We start from the raw sequence: 20,289 nt of genomic DNA, 5'->3' as shown, positions 1-20,289 counted from the left end.
TAAAAAACAAATCGAATCGTTGTTTTAAGCCGCTAACATACTGCGACACCCCTACTCCGCGCAAGCGCTGCTCGATCAAGCAAACAATAACACCCCGTTATCAAGAGCAATAACGGTCACACTGAACGGTTAGCAGAAGACGTTGCCTGTAACTTAGGCGAGATATGACTTTGGCGAGATGCGAATCAACGCCTGCGACACATAACATAAAGCGTCATTATCTTATCGAGGATGACATCGATATAGATTCTCATGTTGAGGAAAGCACTGCTTTCGCCGAGGATACTGATTAAGGCACCAGATGAATCAACAACTTGCGTTCCCATCGCTCGAATAACTTATTGTCGCACCCATCAAGTAAAACTAATGAAAATGGATTATGGTAAAAATTAATATATAAAACCGACAATACTGTTAAGTTTAATGAGGGTAAGTGCGAATAAGTCCGTTATATTCTCTGCGGACATTAGAATGGCCAGATGCGCGAAAGCCAGTGCAGCGAAATGTCTGGACCTTTTCAAGCTGGCTGACAAAGTAGATGACCCTTCTAATATCCGCCCTTCGGGGCTTTCAGAGAAGCAGGATCTCAGCGTTAACATTTTTCGACGTTGCCTGTAACTGTTGCCTTGATCTCCAGCTTCTCTGTAAGCCAGAGGCGTAATTGACTTATTCGCACCTTCCCTAGCCAATCACTCAAGGCAAGTCAGTACTATATCGCTGTCCTTATTCATTAGACAGCTACGATTCACTTTCTATTTGATCGTAAAGGCGTTACTCACAGGCCAAGCTTCGAGCGCCCTATACTGATGAGTTAGGGGCGCAAGATCAAATGCAGCCTGTTGGACGCAGTAGCTTGTAACCACTACATAACAAAGCTCTAAACGATGGCTATTCGATAGCGCTATTCAATAGAGCTATTCAATAGAGCTATTCAATAGAGCTATTCAATAGAGCTCTCAACGATCGCACTCTACCCCTGTTCTGTTATGAGAAAGCTATCCGCATCCATCCAGGCGGGAAATTTCTGATTAAAATCAATCAGCGCCGCAGCTGACAGCGTATGGCTTGCGCAGAAAGCGATGTTGGGGTGACGATCGATCAGCAATTCACCTTTGAAATCCACCAACATACTGTCACCACTATACTGATGACCATTGGCATCCGTACCGACACGATTGACGCCGGCGACATAACAAAGGTTTTCAATCGCCCGAGCTTGCAACAACTTGCGCCAAGGTTGACGACGAGGGGCTGGCCAGTTCGCCACATAGAGGGCTAAGTCGTAGTCATTATTGTTACGCGAGAACACCGGGAAGCGCAGGTCATAACACACCTGCAGCAAAATCCGCCAGTCACGATACTCAACCACCACGCGTTCATTGCCCGGCTGATAACGTTCATGCTCACCCGCCATGCGAAACAGATGCCGTTTATCATAATGGGTCTGACAGCCATCCGGAAAGGTAAAGATCATCCGGTTGACATAGCTATCTCCGGCCTGAATCGCTAAGCTACCCGCGATCGCGATGCCGCGCTGCTGAGCTTGCTGCTGTAACCATTGACAGGTTTCCCCCCCCATTGGCTCAGCCGCTAACCGGCTATCCATCGTGAAGCCGGTAGAGAACATTTCAGGCAACAACACCAGATCGGTATGCGTCGCATGCTGATCCATTAATTGCTCGTACATCAAGCGATTGTCTGGCGGACTTTGCCACTGCATATCGGGTTGAATAAGCGTAATAGTTAGATCTTGCATAATTTATCTGCTGCTTGTTTTAACGTTTGATCATCTTTAGCAAAACAAAAGCGCACTAAGCGCTGCTCTGGCGGGCAATCATAAAATACAGACACCGGAATAGCGGCCACACCTACCTCAGTGGTCAACCAACGGGCAAAGGTCACATCATCCATATCCGGCGCAATCGCCGAATAATCCATCAATTGGAAATAAGTGCCCTGCGCAGGTTTAAAACTAAATCGACTCGGTGCCATCAATTCACAGAACAGATCGCGTTTGTGCTGATAAAAAGCCGGTAACTCTAGATAGTGCTCTGGATAATCATTGATAAAATCGGCCAACGCGAGCTGAATCGGATGTACGGTGCAAAACGTCAGATATTGATGCAGTTTACGCAGCTCCACAGTCAGTGCTGCGGGTGCCACACAGTAGCCCACTTTCCAGCCGGTAGTGTGATAGGTTTTACCAAACGATGAAATGACAAATGCACGCTCGGCCAGTGAAGGTCGGCGCAACAAACTCTGATGAGCACCATCAAAACAAATATGCTCATAAACCTCATCACTGAGGAGTAAAATATCGCTGCCCGCGACTAACGCTTCAAGCTGATCTAAATCTGTTGCCGCAAGCACACTGCCAGTAGGGTTATGTGGACTATTGATAATAATCATACGCGTTTTCTCATTGATAGCCGCCTTTACCTGCGACCAATCAATTGAAAAATCAGGCGACTTTAGTGCCAGATGTATTACTCGACCACCATTCAGCTCAACCGCCGGCTCATAGCTGTCATAGGCTGGATCAAATACAATCACCTCATCACCTGCGCGCACCACCGCACCAATCGCGGCAAACAATGCCTCGGTTGCGCCCGATGTCACCGTCACTTGCGTATCGGGATTCACCTGACAATCATACAAACGTTCGACTTTCATCCCGATAGCATTGCGTAAACTCGTCACTCCCGCCATCGGCGCATACTGATTAAAACCCGCCTCAAGGTAGTAAGTCACTCGATCGAGTAGCGCCAAGGGTCCATCGAAATCAGGAAATCCCTGAGATAGATTAATGGCATGATGTTCGGCTGCCAGTTGTGACATCTCGGTGAAGATCGTCGTGCCAACGTTGGGTAATTTAGTCTCAGGGTATTGCATGAATATAATTGTCCTTATCCCGATTAGTCTCAGGGTATCGCATGGATAGAATTGTGCTTATCCCGATTAGTCTCAGGGTATCGCATGGATATAATTGTGCTTATCCTGATTAGTCTCAGGGTATCGCATGAATATAATTGTGCTTATCCTGATTAGTCTCAGGGTATCCGCATGAATATAATTGTGCTTATCCCGAATAACGGTATCGCTGTCTTATCGGCAACTTTATGTCTGCACTGCCTGAGGGTCAAGCAGCAACGGCGATCGCCGTTAAAATATGATTAAGTGCAACACGCCACGCACCACAGTGCCCACCAACGCGCCTAACATAGCCACCCGAGCCACAACCGCTACTCGTTTACCCGCCGCTAATAAGATTGCCACACCGGCCACATCAAACGGACTAATCACAAAACCGGCGATACGGTTTAGATCCGTTGCACTCATCATGCCTTGATTTAATAGATCAATCGTCACCGCCATCATTGCGGTGCCACCGGCAATAAATTTTGTAACAATCGGTAAAACAGTAGATTCAGGTAGATCGAGTAGGGCTAAGATAGGCGCCAATAACAGCGTCAGAAGCTCCATCGCGCCGGTTATTTTAAGCAGATTAACAAAACACAGCGCTAAGATTAAAAGCGGTATCGAGGCGATAACAATCTTAACCCCTTCCTGTCCGCCATCGGATAAAATCTGAATAACATTGGTCTGTTCATGTCGTTCGGGTGCTAAATGCTCCTGATGACTGTAATCATCATCAAACATCGGCGCGCGCGCGAAAATATAATAACTACTCGCCGCCGCGATCAATCCGCCTAACAGCGAAGTCGCCATGATCACCGGCAGATTCAATCCCATCACCGCCATAGGAAAGACGACATTCGCCTGAGACATCGTTAAGACCGCGGCAAGGGTCGCCGCAATCGTCCGCCGTGAAGAACCATCTCGACTCATGATAGCCAATGTCGCTACCGGCGCATTAAAGCTGACGAAGAGAATCTGCAACATAGCGAAGATGCCCAGCCCAGGCATACCAAAGAGACCAAAAAAAGGCGATAGTTTATTAGAAACCCACCCCAAGACACCTTTATTTTCCAGCAACTTCATCATCGCTAACATCACCACCATGACCGGTAGCAACACATAAAGCACCATATCGATAGCCGTGCGGCCAGAATCAAGAATCAGGGTAATTATTTGCTCCATAACGGTTTCACGATCCCTTTCAAATACAATAGTCGGCGTTAGGCCTCAAATATTCGAGGCTTATTCTCATGCAAAAGCCTAACGTTAAGGCGGTAGTTTTTTCGCTATATTAGCTGATTTATTATCTGGCCGTCATAAAAACAGCTGTTCGAATAACCCTTAACACCGATGTTTATGATAAAATTTACAAGTGCTGAGCTTACTGACATGATTGCAGCAACGCAGCCGGACAAGGACTGTCAATAAAAAAACATACTCATAACTAGGCAAACTTATTACGGTTCTGTTTTGAATAGACTCTCAGTGAAAAGGCGTTTAAGCCAATACACAGCAACGCCGAGCATAAAAAAACGCCTAACGAATAGTGTCAAATCGGCCTATTTACTCATCCATCGTTTGCTATTTATCTGCGCTATCGGTTCGACTATCAGTTGGGCTATCAGCCTACCGGTACAGGCTGAAACACCCCTAGCCGATCAAACCGCCTTACTGTCTAACGCAACCCAACGATTACTCAGTCTAGACAAGCACAATATCGAGTTAGCATCGGTCAGTGCCGCCGTTATCGATACCAAAACCGGCGCTCCCCTGTATCAAAAACATGCCGACATGATGATGCCAATCGCCTCTATCACCAAACTGATGACCGCGATGGTCACCTTAGATGCCAAGCTGCCACTCGATGAAAAAATTCAGTTCACGCGCGCTCATAAGCTCGCTAATAACAATTACTATTCTCGCATCCGTATAGGTTCCGAGTTAGCGCGTAAAGATGTTATCCGCATCGCCTTAATGTCATCAGAAAACATGGCAGCCTCAGCCCTGGGTCATACCTACCCCAATGGCATTAAAGCATTTGTTAACGCAATGAACCTTAAAGCCAAACAACTCGGTATGCAGCACACTTATTTTGTCGATTCCACTGGGCTATCAGCCCATAATGTCTCGACCGCTTCCGATTTAGCCATTATGGTTCGCGCTGCCGCCACCTATCCAAACATCATTGAATACAGCAAAACACCTAGCTATACCGCTCGCTTCAGTCATCCGAAGTATGCGTTACGTTTCGGCAATACTAATGCACTGGTGCATCGTCCAAGCTGGAAGATTGATGTCACCAAAACAGGCTATCTTGATGAAGCTGGGCGCTGCCTCGTGATGATGACGACAATCAATGGTCGCAATACCGTCATGATCATGCTGAACTCCTACGGTAAACGCACACCGGTAGGCGATGCCGGTCGCATTAAACGTTGGCTTACCACCGGTAGCAGTGGCAAAATCAGTAGCTCGGCCAGACATTATCAACGTCAAATATTACAACATCGTCTACCGGATCAGCTCGCTTTGCAACAAAGTGGCTTGAATAACGAGACCTAAGTAAGCGAACGTGATTAGGCTAGCAATGAGTCGATAATGATCGAAAATCTATTAGAAAGCTTTCATCATGAAGATTTTGATGCCTTGTCCGGTGATATCAAACACTCACTGGAAGCTCATCGCATATGGCTGCTCGACATCGTCAAAGCGCTGATTACTCGTCAACCGTTGACTGATAAGCAGTTTGTTGCCTGCGACGCACATCACCATTGTCACTTCGGCCGCTGGCTGACAAAAACATTTGAAGACGATCTATTTAAGCAGGGATCATTCTTAAAAATCGAGCAATACCACAAACGCCTGCACGATGCCGCACGCAAAATTATCCTGCAACAGAATCAACATCAGGATATCAATGTTGCCGACCTCGATAATTTCATACAGATGCAGAAAGAACTGTTTGATATGATCATCGTGCTGTTTGAGTTTTCGGTACTCAATAAGCAACAGTTTGATCCGACTACCCGACTCATCAATCGTCGCTCAGCCGCTTCTATCCTCGCCAGTGAAAATAATAAAATGCAACGCTCGAAGGACTATTATTGTAGTATCGCGATGGCCGATATTGATCATTTTAAAAACATCAATGATACCTGGGGGCACGATGTCGGCGACCTTCTGCTCGCGCATACAGCAGCACTATTTACCCATACGATCCGTCGTCATGATACCGTCTCTCGCTATGGTGGCGAAGAGTTTCTCTTCATCTTCCCAGAGACAACGCTAGAGCAAACCGCGCCTATGATTGACCGCATCCGTGAAAAACTAGCGCAATCCAGTTTTATCCATCAAGGTAACGTACATCAAGTCACCGCCTCTTTTGGCGTTACTCAACTGTGCCGCACCTCGGATACCAAAGTCTCTATTAAGCGCGCGGATATTGCCTTATATGCGGCCAAAGCAAACGGCCGAAATATGACCATGTCTCTCGATAATCGCGCCCTCGTCGAGAAGATATCTTATCAACATCTCAATAATGATACCGCTGATATCATGCGACAACACTGCCGCCCCGTGATACTGAATGCCGACTAAGTTTTCGCCTATCTGCAAGCCTTCATCACAGTATCATCCACCTAGATAGCCGATAGCCGATACCCGATACCCGATAGCCGATAGCCGATGGGCGATAACACAGATGTCCACTAACGCATCAAATGATCAAACATCAATCAGATGATGACCAGATCGTTTGACGTGTTTGCAAGAGAATCCACAGCTGCTCTACTTTCTCGCGGGCCCAAGGCGTTTTGCGTAAAAATTTTAGGCTCGACTTAATGCTAGGATCACTCTGAAAACAACGAATATTGATCCGTCGACCTAATTCATCCCAGCCATACTCGGCTTCTAACTCCGTCACAATCTGCTGCAGAGTCACACCATGAAGCGGATTATTCTTTTGCTTTTCAGGTGTTACTTTACCGCTCATTGTTCAACACCCTGTTGATCCATTTTGGCACGCTCATCTTTAGAGATATATCGAGGCTTACCCGATACATGGACTTTAGCATTGGCCTTTTTAGCACGTTTTTTTAATATACTGTTTATCTTCTTTTTTCTGTTCATGAATTCTGAGCCTAAGATTTAATCGGATATCACCGCTGCCTCTATTCTATCGGAGTTTGACGATGACTTCAGAAGAGAGTTACTCACGGGCGCTACATCAGCGATAGGGCGATCTAAGCGATACATTGATGTTTAGCCACGCCAGATCAATAGGCTCGCACTCGCGGATAAAGCGATACCTTCACCATCAACCATCAATGCAAGCAATTGATCACGCTAAGCCTTTCCACTCAGCGATCCGACTGACAACAACATGACCTATAAATGGCGATTTATTCAAGCTTTTTCTCGTACACATTTTCTGTGGATAAGTCAGTGCATTACTTTTTGGTAAGTGGCCACAAAGTTGATTCTACGGGGCTTTAAACAAATTGATTATAAAACCAACACCACTTTATAAGCCTATTTATTTTCAATAAGTTAGGAAGATATCCGCGGTTAAAATCATCATTAGACAGCACGCACAACAAGCGTCAAGCAGCAAGTCTTTTAAAGCTGTTAAGAACTTTATTCTATATGGTTTGATAACAATCAGATTAGGATATTGAGACTACGCATAATAACGGTATTTTTCAGCCGTTTGCAGCGAGATAGAGGTAAGCTATTTTGTCTCAGCGAGGGCACAAGAAACACACACGCAGACGAGAAGTCGCACCCGCAATACGACCATTGCGAGCGCCAAAGTTATCAATCACTCGGATTCGATCAGTCTTCTGGAATTTCAATTTCTATGTGAGTGACGGGCTTGGTACAACAGGCTAATATCTCATCACCCACGGTATCATAGAGAGCATCCTGCACCTCTTCTACCTGCCCTTCAATCAAGCGAACACGGCAACAACCACAGTAGCCTCCACGACAGTTATAAGGCGCAGGGATATCCTGAGCCTCCATCGCATCCAGCAGTGAGTATTCATACTGGTAATAAAAAGTACTGTAATTATTGACCTTTATTCTCGGTATGCCTGCCATACCCGGCTCCTTAGAGGTCGAAGCCGTCGAAGTCATCTTCGCCCATTTCATTATCAATCGCTCCGACCAAATATGAACTGATTTCAGCTTCCTGAGGTGCGACCTGCACATTATCGCTAACCAGCCACGCATTCATCCATGGCAGTGGGTTCTGCTTAGCAGGGAAAAGCTCATCAAGATTGAGCGCTTTCATCCGCACGTTAGTAATATATTCGACGTAATCCGATAGGATACGAGCATTTAAGCCGATCATCGAACCATCTTTAAACAGATACTCGGCCCACTCTTTTTCCTGTTCGGCCGCTTCGCGAAAGATCTCATACACCTGAGGCTGACACTCTTTAGCGATCTGCTTGAAATCAGGATCATCAGAACCAGACGCCAAAACGTTGAGCATAAACTGAGTACCCGTTAGATGAAGCGCCTCATCCCGAGCAATCAGCTTAATAATTTTGGCGTTCCCCTCCATAATGGCACGCTCAGCAAAGGCGAATGAACAAGCAAAACTGACATAGAAACGGATCGCTTCGAGTACATTGACCGACACTAATGTTAGATAAAGCTTAGTCTTCAGGTTGTACATACTGACGTCATAGGTTGCGCCATTAATCGTATGCACACCCGGCCCCTGAATCATATATATATTGGTTAACTCAATCAGCTCATCATAAAGCCGAGTAACACTGCGAGCCCGCTTAACGATCTCTTCATTGGTCACAATCGCATCAAACACTTCTGAGGGCTCGGTGAGAATATTACGAATAATATGTGTATAAGAACGGCTGTGAATCGTTTCACTGAATGACCAGGTCTCCAACCATGTTTCAAGTTCTGGTAGCGACACGATAGGCAGAAACGCCATATTAGGCGAACGCCCTTGTACCGAATCCAAGAGCGTCTGATATTTCAAATTACTGAGAAAAATATGTTGCTCATGATCCGGCATGACCATAAAGTCTTTTCGATCCGTCGACAGATCGACCTCTTCCGGACGCCAGAAGAAAGACAACTGCTTTTCTATCAGTTTTTCAATAATCGGATATTTCTGTTTATCATAACGAGCGACGTTGACGTTATGGCCAAAAAACATCGGTTCTTTTGAAGCATCATTGAAAGTAGGATCAAACGTTGAATATAGCATGTCGCGTCAATACTCTTGCCCTGATAACAGGGGCTCAAAACTGATTGCCAGCGGTTAAGTTAACGCGCTGGCGTAAAATTCATTAAGCTTGGAAAGCCCTTATAGCTTGCAGGCACCGCTCTCACAACCACTCATATCGTCATGCTGATCGGTCGCACCATCACGAGTGTTATGATAGTAAAGCGTTTTAACACCGTATTTATAAGCCGTCAGTAAGTCTTGAAGCAGCTTCTTCATTGGCACTTTCTCGCCGACAAATTTAGCGGGATCATAGTTAGTGTTGGCCGAGATAGATTGATCGACAAACTTCTGCATGATACCCACTAACTGCAAATAGCCCTCATTAGATGGAATCTGCCACAGCAACTCGTAGTCATCTTTTAGCTCTGCATATTCAGGTACCACCTGCTTCATGACACCATCTTTACTCGCTTTAACACTGACATAGCCACGCGGCGGTTCAATACCGTTGGTCGAGTTAGTAATCTGAGAAGAGGTTTCACACGGCATCAATGCGGTCAGCGTACTGTTGCGTAAACCGAATTCGCGGATATCTTCGCGTAATGTTTCCCAGAAATAATGCAACGGCTCATCACAGAATTCATCGACTTCACGCTTATAAGTATCGGTCGGTAAAATCCCTTTAGCATAGTTAGTCTCATGAAATAACTTACAAGGGCCTTGCTCTTTAGCCAGTTGATTCGATGCTTTAAGCAGATAATATTGAACCGCTTCAAAAGTCTTATGCACCAAGCCATTAGCCGATCCATCCGAATAACGCACACCATTTTTCGCCAGATAATAAGCGAAGTTCGTTACCCCAACGCCCAGCGTACGACGGTTCATGGAGGCAATCTTAGCCGCCTTAATTGGGTAATCTTGATAATCCAACAAACTATCCAGCGCACGGACAATCAAATCCGCTAGATTTTCCAGCTCATCTAGATTATCCAACGCCCCGAGGTTAAACGCGGACAACGTACACAGCGCGATCTCACCATTCGGATCATTGATATCGTTAAGTGGCTTGGTGGGCAAAGCAATCTCTAAACAGAGATTAGACTGCTTAACCGGCGCGACTTTAGCATCAAACGGACTATGGGTATTACAGTGATCGACGTTTTGAATGTAAATCCGCCCCGTAGACGCCCGTTCTGACGCTAAAATACCAAACAGCTCAACCGCTTTAATGGTCTTCTTACGAATCGAGTCATCTTGCTCATATTGCAGATATAAACGTTCAAACTCTGCCTGATCGGCAAAAAAGGCATCGTATAGTCCAGGCACTTCATGAGGACTAAACAGAGTAATATCGCCGCCTTTGATCAACCGGGTATACATCAGTTTATTAAGCTGTACACCATAATCTAGGTGACGCACTCTATTCTCTTCAACACCGCGGTTATTCTTCAACACCAACAGTGATTCAATCTCGAGATGCCAAAGCGGATAAAATAGCGTTGCCGCACCGCCACGTACGCCACCTTGAGAACAGGATTTAACCGCCGTTTGGAAATACTTGTAGAACGGGATACAGCCGGTATGGAATGCTTCACCGCCACGAATAGGGCTACCGAGGGCACGAATGCCACCCGCGTTAATACCGATACCCGCCCGTTGACTGACATACTTAACAATCGCACTGGCCGTTGCATTAATCGAATCGAGAGAGTCGCCCGATTCAATCAAAACACATGAACTAAACTGACGAGTGGGTGTACGTACCCCCGCCATAATTGGCGTTGGCAACGATAATTTGAACAGCGAGCAAGCATCATAAAAGCGCCGCACATATTCTAACCGCGTCTCTTGCGGATAGTTCGCGAATAAGCACGCAGCGACCAACATATAGAGTATTTGTGGGCTCTCATAGATCTCATGAGTTACTCGATTCTGAACCAGATACTTACCTTCCAGCTGTTTAACCGCCACATAGCTGAAATTCATATCTCGATTATGATCGAGATAGTCATTCATCTGATTGAACTCTGCTTCGCTATAATCTTCTAACAGATGCTTATCATAACGCCCCGCATTCACCATCTTCGTGACATGCGCCAAAAGATGCGGAGGCTCAAAACTATCGAAAGCACGCTTACGTAAATGGAAGATGGCCAACCGAGCAGCCAGATACTGATAGTCAGGCGAATCTTCAGAGATAAGATCCGCCGCGGATTTGATTAACGTTTCATGGATATCGGCGGTTTTAATGCCATCGTAAAACTGAATATGCGCTTTGAGTTCTACTTGTGAAACGGAGACATTCTGAAGACCATGTGCGGCCCAGATAACGACTCGGTGAATTTTCTCAAGGTCCAACTTCTCTTGCCGACCATTCCGTTTCGTTACCAATATGTCCTGCATTTCGCTTTCCCAAATTAAAAAACAAGGTTCAAAGACTGAACCTATCAAGTGGCCGAATTCTAATAAAAATAGACTAAATATGTCGAATTGATCGATCGACTCAATGCCGCGCTATAGACTTGTGTCGGCACTGTGACTGTCACACTACATGTTGTGCGCACCTAAATGACAGGCACTAAATATAGTGATAAACAACAAAATTACAATACTTGATTTTGCCGCTTTATGGGTGTAGCCCTGTACCAAAAACAGCCTCAAAGCCCGTGCCATCAGCGTTACAGAAACGCCTCCCAAATCAAGAAAAATTTCAATTAAAAACCAAAGATTAATAAATTCTAATAATCACAAAAAAAACCCAGCATACGCCGTAAAATAATGGCATTTGCCACTTTACAGCAACAGTGAAAATCAATAGAGTCGCCGCCCCTTATTGTATCAATCAGCCAATCCTACACAACCTCGACAAGTGCTCCTTACCGAGAAAGTACCGAGAAAGTACCGAGAAAGTACCGAGAAAGTACCGAGGAAGGTACCAAGAAAGTAACGAGAAAGGTATTTGGCTAACCGCTTGCAATAATCCCGATACAATTCCTGCCTCAATAATAAAATAATGATCTTTTCGCTTTACAGCACCATAACAAATCAATAGTATACGCGCTCTCTGTGGTGGGGTTCCCGAGTGGCCAAAGGGATCAGACTGTAAATCTGACGCGCGAGCTTCGGTGGTTCGAATCCACCCCCCACCACCATCTTATACAGAATGAATTAGCCTCGTGACTTATCGATAGTCTACGGGGCTTTTTTATGTCTGCGATTTATTGCTGAGACAAATGAGCGACACTCCCGACAGCTGCTCCAAGAGAAATACTCGAGCGCAATCAGCTACAACAGCATCGATGTCTTACTTTAAACACAGCCACTGCCGAATAATTTTAGCCCTCATCAAGGCGATATGTCTGATTAAATAAACGTCTCACATCAATAACAATGAGATTAATTACCTCTCCCTCTGTACCTAATCCCTATCCTGTGCCAATGTGTGATCTATATGTAATCGTATCAGGAGTATCACACCATGCCTTGTACAACAGACAATCAGGAAGAGATCAACATGCTCATTCGCTTTAGCCAAAGCAGTGATCATCAAGGACTAAAAGTACACAAAGACGTTGCAGCTCAAGCAACGGTTGATGCCACTCAACGTTTATTCGATAAACAACTGATCACGCTATTTGATGGCGGCTACCTAACCCCTCTCGGTCATGAAGCGGCCGATCATGCTCACGCTCTCATGAACATTCTCAATTCCCCGAAATAAGACCTAACGATGAATCAACCAGACATCCTCATAGAAGATATCAGCGTCTGGGAAACCCAGATGTTCACTGTGCAAAATCCATTGCACAGTGATATTCGGGAATCCTTATTAAAGCTCATCTATCAACTGAGGGATCAGCAACAACAAGCAATCGAGAGTGAAGTGGCCCCCACGGCCAAACATGCCCTCTATGAAAGCAGCTTGGATCTATTACAGCGATCTGAACCGGTGATCGCTGAATTACGCGAATTTATTGAAGATATGCTGGTGACTGTGGCCAGTGCCGTCAATGAGCCATTCTGGCCTGAAGGAGCTCAGGCAAGCGCCGAGATTGTCGAATCTTGGTTTCATATCACCGAAAACGGCGGTTATCACGATACTCACTCGCACCCTAACTGCTCGTGGTGCGGCATCTACTACATTGATGCCGGCGAGTCTGATATTCATAGCCGCAACGGTATCAATCGTTTTTATGACCCCCGACATGGTGCCGATCAATATCTGGATGCGGGTACCGCTTATCTAAACAGCACCGGCAGTTGGGATTTCTCAGCCGTCGAGGGCCAGGTGGTTATTTTTCCATCCTATCTAAAACACGCGGCAATGCCTTACTTTAGTCAAAAGGATCGCGTCATTATCGCGTTCAATAGCCAAATTCATTTTCAAGCATAGTTTGCCAAGATAACCCTCGATAGCGGTGCCGACTAACGCCTGTTCATCGAGGGGATATTCTGAACGATAGGGTAACTTTGGCAATCAATAGCGGCCATACAGAAATCCAACGCACCGCCGCATCCGTCGATTCACTACTCTCCAGCAAGGTAAATTAACCTCGATTGAGACAACCTCGTTGCCAGATACTTTCGCAGCAATCCATTGTCGAGGTACTATTAAGCCGCTGGTTGAACTTGTTTTATAATTCATTATCAGACTAGCAACAACTCACTATTAACCACGGGATTTTCAATGTTCAATGCTCTGAGCGGTTTTGTACGCAGCCAATGGTACTGGTTGGCTATGATTTTTGGCGGACTGATCATGGAGGCCATCGCACTCTATTATCAATACGGCCTGAACTACGGTCCCTGCGTCCTCTGCATCCATATCCGTATCTGGGTGATGGCCTTTATACTGCTCGGAATACTTGGCCTGTTAAGTCATAACAGTCGACCCATTAGCAGCCTCATGAGTCTACTCAGCGTGGTCGCGGCCATCGGCTTAACAGAACGGTCTTGGATGACTTTTGCGATCGAACGTCACTTGATTGATGGCAGCTGCTCTATGGGGTCGGGCCTACCGAGCTGGTTTGCGCTCGACCAATGGTTTCCCGCTGTCTTCGAGCCTTGGGAACTGTGCGGTTGGACCCCCGAACTACTCTTCGGTATTACCATGGCTGAAGCCTTGATGGTGGTGAGTCCACTGGCGATTATGATCACCCTCTTCGCGACCTATACCTTATACAAGAAAGAAGGCTAATCGATCATTGGCGAATAATCGTAGGAGGCGTGCCCCACGCCGATGTGTTTGATGGGTACTTCAATCGCGACGAGTACCCAGAGGGCATGCTAGCGTCGCTCGCTACAAGGCCGAAGCGGGCATCCATATATCTACACCACCGGTGCGGTTCATGCTTCACCTCACCCCACATACCGTCACTCAGGAATAACGTAGGATATCGGTGAGCCTTGCGAACCGCATCAGCGGATTAATCACATCAACATCGATGAACATCGCCACCCGTGTGTACAGCATCGGTGCGGTATTTTTGTGGAGGTACGCCTCCTATTGATCCACTCCCACCGGAGTTATATATTCAACGGCCATTAGCGATAAACAAGTCGTCAATCCCTGTTTTACCCCGCCGACACCACACGTTATTAGGGAAGGTGCGAATAAGTCAATTACGCCTCTGGCTTTCGCGTATCTGGCTATTCTAATGTCCGCAGAGAATATAACGGACTTATTCGCACCTTCCTTAGCAAATATCTAATGGATACGGCCAAATCTGCGCCTTTTTATCCTTATATAATTGCACACCGCTAGCCTAAATCGGTAAAATCCGAGGCCTTCTTATTTATCACACAAGGATTTCAGCGTGCGCTTGGCAGACATTGAAGCGATCTCTCTTAACGTCGGCATCACCCTCTTTGCCGCGTATATCTTTTTCATCATTTATGATTTAGCCAAAAAATCCAATGCCGGCAAGCTGGGTACCATCGTACTCTTCTTTGCACTGGGGCTTGGGTTGGCCGCTTTTCTGATCAAAACCCTTGTCATTCACATGATCGAAGGCTGACTCAGCGTTCAGTCGTAACGGTGCTTGCTGCTTATCTCTCAACAACACTGAGTCTTCACCTGCGTTACTCAGATCAGTCCGTTACGGTTTTATTCAGCAGCCGTGATCGGTTGTAGCTGAAAACCAGGCATCTGCACTCGGTATGCTCGACCAAAACCGATCACTAAACGGCCGCGCTGTGGGCGCAGACGAAATAACATAAAATCCGGTAAGCGGCGTAATAGATCGACGGTAGAGCCATGTCGTTGTCGATATTGCTGCATCACCGATTCATATACCGCCGCCTCATGCCCGACCTCTTCGGCAACACACTCAAGCGTCAAGCGGTTTCGCGCAAACGGATTACGACAGTTCGCTTGATCATCAAGCAGCATGACACTCACCGCCGGACAGCGCTGTAAATTCTGCGTATGCTCGGCCAATCGACTGATCAACACATACAACACTTCTTCACTAACAACAAAAGTCGCATAGCTGGCGGCGGGCCCCGCTTCGCTTTGGGTCGCCAAATGCACGCACTCACTCGAATCAAACAAGCTCTTTAATTGTTGCAGAGCCTCAGCATGCTCTTCCGCTGTCTGCGTCATACCCACCTCCCTAACTTTTTTAAACCAACCGTTTATAAATATACCTTACAACAAGACAGATTGACGTATAATCGAACACGGATAAAAAACTGATCAGGATGTATGAATATGCAACAGAAAGTGGTTAAAGCCGGGGATATTTCAATCTCAAACGAGACGCCGATGGTTCTGTTTGGTGGCATGAATGTGTTGGAATCAAGAGATCTGGCGATGCGCATCGCAGAACATTATGTTGATGTCACCGATCGACTCAATATTCCCTATGTTTTTAAAGCCTCTTTCGATAAAGCCAACCGTTCATCGCTGACCTCCTTTCGCGGCCCCGGTCTCGATGAAGGTTTGAAAATCATGCAGGAAATCAAACAGACGTTCAATGTCCCGCTGATCACCGATGTCCATGAACCCCATCAGGCGGCTCCGGTTGCAGAAGTTTGCGATATTATACAGCTGCCCGCTTTTCTCTCCCGTCAAACAGACCTCGTTCAAGCAATGGCGGCCACGGGTGCCGTGATCAATATAAAAAAGGCTCAATTTCTTGCGCCACAAGAGATGCGACACATTCTCAAAAAATGTGAAGAGGCCGGTAACAGTAATCTTATTCTCTGCGAGCGCGGCAGCAGTTTTGGCTATAATAACCTAGTCGTCGATATGCTCGGCTTTTCCATTATGAAAGAGATGGGCTATCCGGTCATGTTTGATGCCACGCACGCCCTACAAATGCCTGGTGGACGCAGCGATTCAGCCGATGGTCGACGCGCCCTCGTCGCTCAACTTTCCAGAGCCGGGTTAGCTCAAGGGATTGCCGGTCTATTTCTGGAAGCCCACCCCGATCCAAGTAAGGCGAAATGCGATGGCCCCTGCGCCCTGCCCTTAGATAAACTCGAACCTTACCTGGCTCAAATGAAAGCCGTTGATGAGTTGATCAAAAGCTTTGACCCGCTAATCACTGAATAAGCGATAGCACCGTCCCTAACCTAGTGAATGCTATACGCTGAAATCCAACCAGATTCCAGCGTATAAATCGTCATGCCACTTAACTCTTTGTTAGTCATACTCTATTATCGAGTAAAACCGCTAGGATTCTCGATTACGGGTGCTATTAATGGCTATTTCACACGAACCTGTCTACGACGGACTTAAGCCTGGTCAGATTATTGGCCCGGATCACCATCAGTTCAAACTCAGCCGTCAACTAGAACTCAACCGCTTTGGCCAACTGTGGCAGGCAGATGATCTATCGACCAGCCGTTCGGTATCCGTGACACTGCAGATATTTGATCCCGCATTATTGAAGCATCAGGGTTTTATCGATTCAGCACAAAAACATATCGTACTGAGTAAAAAGTTTAAACACCCCCATCTGACGGAATATTACGGTATGTTTCGTCAGAAAGGTGTATTGCTCTTTTTTGCCATCGAACAGATGGATGGACTCACACTCGAAAAGCTCATCAATAATAGCCAAGCAAGCAAGCTCAAAGATAAGCAGAAAAAAGGCTTACTTCAGCAGTTAGCAACCGCCATCGATAATGCGCATACGGGGGCCGGACAAGCACATAAAGCGATCTGTCCTGAATCCATTTATATCAACAAGCAAGGCGGCGTCAAGTTAGCCAACTTTGCCTTTGATGAAGCGATGAAAATCGCCGGAGAGCTGAGTAATACGCCTTCATCCCACTTAGCCTATCAAGCCCCCGAAGCGTTTCACCCCGCCACTGTATCGATGCAAGCCGACACTTACTCCTTTGCCTGCATTATCTATCAACTGTTGAGTGGCAAAGCACCGTTCTTAGTCAGCGATGATGAATCGATCCGAGTGCGTAAAGAATTAAAAAAACCCTCTTCTCTGAATAGCGATCAGTGGGCTATTCTCCAATCAGCCTTCGCAACCGATCCTGAAAAGCGTCCCCATCAGGCCACCACGCTGCTAAAGCAGATCTTCGATGCTGAAGATCAACCCGAAGCGCCAATCGAAGCAGAGATCCCCGCGCCCCTGCACGAACCCGTTAAGGGGTCAGGAAAACGATGGCGTTTATCACTACCGCGCGGCAGCATGGCAACACTGATCTTCGCTGTTGGCTTTTTACTGGGATTTAGCATCGCCTTCGTGATCGGTTGGTACAATACCAACGAGGTTGAACTAGCACTCACAAAAACACAGGCCGCGTTACGGACGGTTCAAACCGATATCGCCGACCTACAAACAACCCTGCGAATTGAACGTGAGCAACGCTCACTTGAAACCAACACCCTGCAAACGGCGTTAAACAGTAAAATCGATGAGCTCAACACACTCCATAAAGAGTTACTCGATGTTAAATTTGCCGACCCGGATAAATTAACGGTTTTCAGCGATCAACTGGATGATGGCTTTAAAGGCCCACAGATGATCATTATTCCCCGTGGCAGCTTCACCATGGGCGATCAAAAACTGGTCGGGGATGATAACGAACTGCCGGCCCACAAGGTCACCATTAGTCACCGCTTTGCGCTGGCTCGTAATGAAGTCACGTTTAACGATTATGATTACTATGCCCGCTCGATGGGACGTCCATTACCCGACGATGAAGGCTGGGGGCGTGGCAACCGGCCCGTCATTAATGTCAGCTGGAAAGAAGCCAAAGCCTATGCTCAGTGGCTGGCGTTACTAACAGGCCAACCTTATCGCCTACCGACAGAGGCCGAATGGGAATATGCGGCTCGGGCTAACACAGAGACCAATTATTGGTGGGGCGATCAACTCGAGAGTGAACGCGCTGTCTGCGGTGAATGCGGCACTCAATGGGATGGTAAAACAACCGCCCCCGTTGCATCGTTTCCGCCGAATTCATGGGGCATTCATGATATGAACGGTAATGTCGATGAATGGGTCGAAGACTGTTATCAAGATTCTTATTTCGGCGCTTCAGATGATGGTTCAGCGATGATTGATGGTGATTGCACTTTTCGAGTGATGCGAGGAGGCTCGTGGTTTGATATCGGCCGTGTCATTCGCTCATCGAGTCGCTATCGCTATTTACCCGACAGTAGAAAAAATAGCTGGGGTTTTCGTATCGCGCTTGACCTACCCGACACAACAATAGAGGAATAGTTGATGCTTAAGCTGCCAATGCGTGCCACGACTGAGGCCATATTCGCCACACTGATTTTCGCTGCGCTATTAATCAGCACGGCGGTAAGGGCAACGCCATTAACCGTGGATATTGAGAAACAGCAGGATCTATCCATCACCCTGTATAATCAGAATCTTGGTCTAGTAAGAGATGTTCGTGCCCTCCCGCGTATCAATCCAGGGCAAACACTGTATATCCGCGATGTCAGCCATCAGATTATGAGTCAAACCCTACAGGTTGAAAATGCCGGTAATATTCTGGAACAAAATCTCAATAATCACCTTATTTCAGTGCCCGCATTACTGCATGCCTATCGCGGAAAAATGATTCAACTCGCCCGCGTTAACCTCGTCACCGGCAATGAAACCATTAGCGACGTCCGGCTCTTGAGTGCCGATGGCAGCCAAGCATTAATTGAGCAAAACGGTCACATCGAAACCCTCCCGCTAAACCAACAGAGCTGGCGCTTTATCTTCCCCGATCTGCCCGCCGGCATGCAGACGCGCCCCAGCCTTGAAATTCGCTCAGCGGGCACCGACAAAGCCAGCCATGCGGTCCTGACTTACCTGACACAAGGGCTCAGCTGGCAAATGGACTATGCGCTGATACTTAATCAAGCCGGAAATCAGCTTCAACTTGACGGACTGGCCACCCTCAATAATCATACCGGTGTCGATTTCAACAACACTAACGTCATGCTCATGGCCGGCCACGTTAATCAACAGCAAGCACCGCTGATACGTCAAAAAACGGTGATGCTGATGGCCGAATCCATGGCCGATAGCGGCGCACCTCAAGCTTTTCAGGATTATCAGCTCTATACCTTGCCACAGCGCGCCAACCTATTAAATGGACAAACCAAACAAGTCAGCCTGATCAACGCCGATCATATTAATGCGACAAAGCATTATCATTATCAGTTTCAGATCTCCCCATCCATCGACCGGCAACGCTACGAGCAGCAGCCCAATATCAATATCCGTTTTATCAATGCCAAAGAAGAGGGACTTGGCTTTCCTTTACCCGCCGGTACCGCTCGAGTGTTTAGCCCAGACGATAACGGCGTTAGACATTTCATTGGTAGCGCCAATATCCGTCACAGTAATCGAGGACAAACACTGGACCTACCCATTGGCAAAGCCTTTGATCTAACGATTAAGCAGCAACAAACCGAGTTTAAAAAAACCGCTACCGGCTACCTCACAGGCTATCAACTCGCGTTGAATAATAGCAGTCAGCAAGCGAAAACGATCGATATTACCGCTAACATCCAATATGACTGGCAAGTCACTGATAGCAACCACCCCTATGAGCGGATAAACGCGAGCCAACTGCGTTGGCAGATTTCTGTTCCTGCTGAAGGCAGTACCTCGCTAAGCGTGACAACAAGCCTGCAAAAACCCTAAGCTGTCAGCCTCGCCATTGACCGCCTGACAATCAGGCGGTTGATA

General features: G+C 46.8%; 18 protein-coding genes and 1 tRNA gene. 10 read left to right on the top strand and 9 right to left on the bottom strand.

The genetic code is table 11. The features are described from left to right. Positions 1-970: 970 nt before the first annotated feature. From Q4488_RS06085 to Q4488_RS06075, 3 genes are all read right to left on the bottom strand, one after another. On the bottom strand, positions 971-1,756 hold the full coding sequence (locus tag Q4488_RS06085) for an amidohydrolase (RefSeq protein WP_303579575.1): 786 nt from the start codon (positions 1,754-1,756) through the stop codon (positions 971-973). Beyond that, complete coding sequence (locus Q4488_RS06080; protein ID WP_303579574.1) at positions 1,744-2,892, bottom strand: pyridoxal phosphate-dependent aminotransferase; 1,149 nt, start codon at positions 2,890-2,892, stop codon at positions 1,744-1,746. Before Q4488_RS06080 ends, Q4488_RS06085 begins: the two co-directional genes overlap by 13 nt. 270 nt (positions 2,893-3,162) lie before the next feature. Further along, positions 3,163-4,101, bottom strand: a complete 939-nt coding sequence (locus Q4488_RS06075) for a nucleoside recognition domain-containing protein (RefSeq protein WP_303579573.1) — start codon at positions 4,099-4,101, stop codon at positions 3,163-3,165. A gap of 288 nt (positions 4,102-4,389) precedes the next feature. Between Q4488_RS06075 and pbpG the strand changes: the two genes are divergently transcribed. Together pbpG and Q4488_RS06065 are read left to right on the top strand one after the other, a co-directional pair. Continuing rightward, entirely contained in the window at positions 4,390-5,481 is a 1,092-nt protein-coding gene (pbpG, locus tag Q4488_RS06070) for a D-alanyl-D-alanine endopeptidase (protein ID WP_303579572.1), read from the top strand. A 36-nt stretch (positions 5,482-5,517) separates the two neighbouring features. Beyond that, positions 5,518-6,516, top strand: coding sequence for a diguanylate cyclase (locus tag Q4488_RS06065; RefSeq protein ID WP_303579571.1), 999 nt, complete (start codon positions 5,518-5,520; stop codon positions 6,514-6,516). Between the two features lie 133 nt (positions 6,517-6,649). Here the strand turns inward: Q4488_RS06065 and Q4488_RS06060 are convergent, their stop codons facing one another. From Q4488_RS06060 to nrdA, 5 genes are all read right to left on the bottom strand, one after another. Further along, positions 6,650-6,910, bottom strand: a complete 261-nt coding sequence (locus tag Q4488_RS06060) for a VF530 family protein (RefSeq protein WP_303579570.1) — start codon at positions 6,908-6,910, stop codon at positions 6,650-6,652. Further along, positions 6,907-7,047, bottom strand: a complete 141-nt coding sequence (locus tag Q4488_RS06055; RefSeq protein WP_303579569.1) for a DUF2986 domain-containing protein — start codon at positions 7,045-7,047, stop codon at positions 6,907-6,909. Before Q4488_RS06055 ends, Q4488_RS06060 begins: the two co-directional genes overlap by 4 nt. 705 nt (positions 7,048-7,752) lie before the next feature. Further along, positions 7,753-8,019: a 2Fe-2S iron-sulfur cluster-binding protein gene (locus Q4488_RS06050; RefSeq protein WP_303579568.1), complete on the bottom strand. Its 267-nt coding sequence runs from the start codon at positions 8,017-8,019 to the stop codon at positions 7,753-7,755. 10 nt (positions 8,020-8,029) lie between these two features. Then, complete coding sequence (gene nrdB / locus Q4488_RS06045) at positions 8,030-9,160, bottom strand: class Ia ribonucleoside-diphosphate reductase subunit beta (protein ID WP_303579567.1); 1,131 nt, start codon at positions 9,158-9,160, stop codon at positions 8,030-8,032. Positions 9,161-9,259: 99 nt separating this feature from the next. After that, on the bottom strand, positions 9,260-11,524 hold the full coding sequence (nrdA, locus tag Q4488_RS06040) for a class 1a ribonucleoside-diphosphate reductase subunit alpha (protein WP_303579566.1): 2,265 nt from the start codon (positions 11,522-11,524) through the stop codon (positions 9,260-9,262). Positions 11,525-12,189: 665 nt separating this feature from the next. On the opposite strand from nrdA, the gene Q4488_RS06035 reads away from it, so the two are divergent. From Q4488_RS06035 to Q4488_RS06015, 5 genes are all read left to right on the top strand, one after another. Next, positions 12,190-12,273: transfer RNA gene (locus tag Q4488_RS06035), tRNA-Tyr, on the top strand. 326 nt (positions 12,274-12,599) lie between these two features. Next, positions 12,600-12,842 (top strand): TIGR02647 family protein, encoded by a 243-nt coding sequence (locus Q4488_RS06030; protein WP_303579565.1) that lies wholly within the window; start codon positions 12,600-12,602, stop codon positions 12,840-12,842. A 9-nt stretch (positions 12,843-12,851) separates the two neighbouring features. Continuing rightward, positions 12,852-13,514, top strand: coding sequence for a TIGR02466 family protein (locus Q4488_RS06025; RefSeq protein WP_303579564.1), 663 nt, complete (start codon positions 12,852-12,854; stop codon positions 13,512-13,514). A gap of 294 nt (positions 13,515-13,808) precedes the next feature. Then, complete coding sequence (locus Q4488_RS06020) at positions 13,809-14,318, top strand: disulfide bond formation protein B (protein ID WP_303579563.1); 510 nt, start codon at positions 13,809-13,811, stop codon at positions 14,316-14,318. A 619-nt stretch (positions 14,319-14,937) separates the two neighbouring features. Next, complete coding sequence (locus tag Q4488_RS06015) at positions 14,938-15,138, top strand: DUF2788 domain-containing protein (RefSeq protein ID WP_303579562.1); 201 nt, start codon at positions 14,938-14,940, stop codon at positions 15,136-15,138. 89 nt (positions 15,139-15,227) lie between these two features. Here Q4488_RS06015 and Q4488_RS06010 read toward each other — a convergent pair whose 3' ends face one another. Next, a complete protein-coding gene (locus Q4488_RS06010; RefSeq protein WP_303579561.1) occupies positions 15,228-15,725 on the bottom strand; it encodes a HugZ family protein in 498 nt (165 codons plus the stop codon). A 108-nt stretch (positions 15,726-15,833) separates the two neighbouring features. Here Q4488_RS06010 and kdsA point away from each other — a divergent pair, with 108 nt between their 5' ends. The 3 genes from kdsA to Q4488_RS05995 all read left to right on the top strand — a co-directional run bounded on the left by kdsA (position 15,834) and on the right by Q4488_RS05995 (position 20,244). Next, on the top strand, positions 15,834-16,679 hold the full coding sequence (gene kdsA, locus Q4488_RS06005) for a 3-deoxy-8-phosphooctulonate synthase (protein WP_303579560.1): 846 nt from the start codon (positions 15,834-15,836) through the stop codon (positions 16,677-16,679). 148 nt (positions 16,680-16,827) lie between these two features. Then, entirely contained in the window at positions 16,828-18,816 is a 1,989-nt protein-coding gene (locus Q4488_RS06000; RefSeq protein WP_303579559.1) for an SUMF1/EgtB/PvdO family nonheme iron enzyme, read from the top strand. A 3-nt stretch (positions 18,817-18,819) separates the two neighbouring features. Then, positions 18,820-20,244, top strand: a complete 1,425-nt coding sequence (locus tag Q4488_RS05995; RefSeq protein WP_303579558.1) for a DUF4139 domain-containing protein — start codon at positions 18,820-18,822, stop codon at positions 20,242-20,244. The last annotated feature ends 45 nt before the right edge of the window (positions 20,245-20,289 follow it).

The organism is Amphritea sp. 1_MG-2023 (assembly GCF_030547545.1).
Taxonomy (GTDB): domain Bacteria; phylum Pseudomonadota; class Gammaproteobacteria; order Pseudomonadales; family Balneatricaceae; genus Amphritea.
The sequence above is the reverse complement of the archived record's forward strand: the minus strand, read 5'-3'. Positions and strand labels throughout refer to the sequence as shown.

Excerpts from the sequence above, each read along its gene's own strand:
- Q4488_RS06000 (WP_303579559.1), top strand. The coding sequence starts at position 16,828 with ATGGCTATTTCACACGAACCTGTCTACGACGGACTTAAGCCTGGTCAG.
- Q4488_RS05995 (WP_303579558.1), top strand. The coding sequence starts at position 18,820 with ATGCTTAAGCTGCCAATGCGTGCCACGACTGAGGCCATATTCGCCACA.
- Q4488_RS06080 (WP_303579574.1), bottom strand. The coding sequence starts at position 2,892 with ATGCAATACCCTGAGACTAAATTACCCAACGTTGGCACGACGATCTTC.
- kdsA (WP_303579560.1), top strand. The coding sequence starts at position 15,834 with ATGCAACAGAAAGTGGTTAAAGCCGGGGATATTTCAATCTCAAACGAG.
- Q4488_RS06055 (WP_303579569.1), bottom strand. The coding sequence starts at position 7,047 with ATGAACAGAAAAAAGAAGATAAACAGTATATTAAAAAAACGTGCTAAA.
- Q4488_RS06025 (WP_303579564.1), top strand. The coding sequence starts at position 12,852 with ATGAATCAACCAGACATCCTCATAGAAGATATCAGCGTCTGGGAAACC.
- Q4488_RS06020 (WP_303579563.1), top strand. The coding sequence starts at position 13,809 with ATGTTCAATGCTCTGAGCGGTTTTGTACGCAGCCAATGGTACTGGTTG.
- Q4488_RS06030 (WP_303579565.1), top strand. The coding sequence starts at position 12,600 with ATGCCTTGTACAACAGACAATCAGGAAGAGATCAACATGCTCATTCGC.
- Q4488_RS06075 (WP_303579573.1), bottom strand. The coding sequence starts at position 4,101 with ATGGAGCAAATAATTACCCTGATTCTTGATTCTGGCCGCACGGCTATC.
- nrdB (WP_303579567.1), bottom strand. The coding sequence starts at position 9,160 with ATGCTATATTCAACGTTTGATCCTACTTTCAATGATGCTTCAAAAGAA.
- Q4488_RS06060 (WP_303579570.1), bottom strand. The coding sequence starts at position 6,910 with ATGAGCGGTAAAGTAACACCTGAAAAGCAAAAGAATAATCCGCTTCAT.
- Q4488_RS06050 (WP_303579568.1), bottom strand. The coding sequence starts at position 8,019 with ATGGCAGGCATACCGAGAATAAAGGTCAATAATTACAGTACTTTTTAT.
- nrdA (WP_303579566.1), bottom strand. The coding sequence starts at position 11,524 with ATGCAGGACATATTGGTAACGAAACGGAATGGTCGGCAAGAGAAGTTG.
- Q4488_RS06065 (WP_303579571.1), top strand. The coding sequence starts at position 5,518 with ATGATCGAAAATCTATTAGAAAGCTTTCATCATGAAGATTTTGATGCC.
- Q4488_RS06085 (WP_303579575.1), bottom strand. The coding sequence starts at position 1,756 with ATGCAAGATCTAACTATTACGCTTATTCAACCCGATATGCAGTGGCAA.
- Q4488_RS06010 (WP_303579561.1), bottom strand. The coding sequence starts at position 15,725 with ATGACGCAGACAGCGGAAGAGCATGCTGAGGCTCTGCAACAATTAAAG.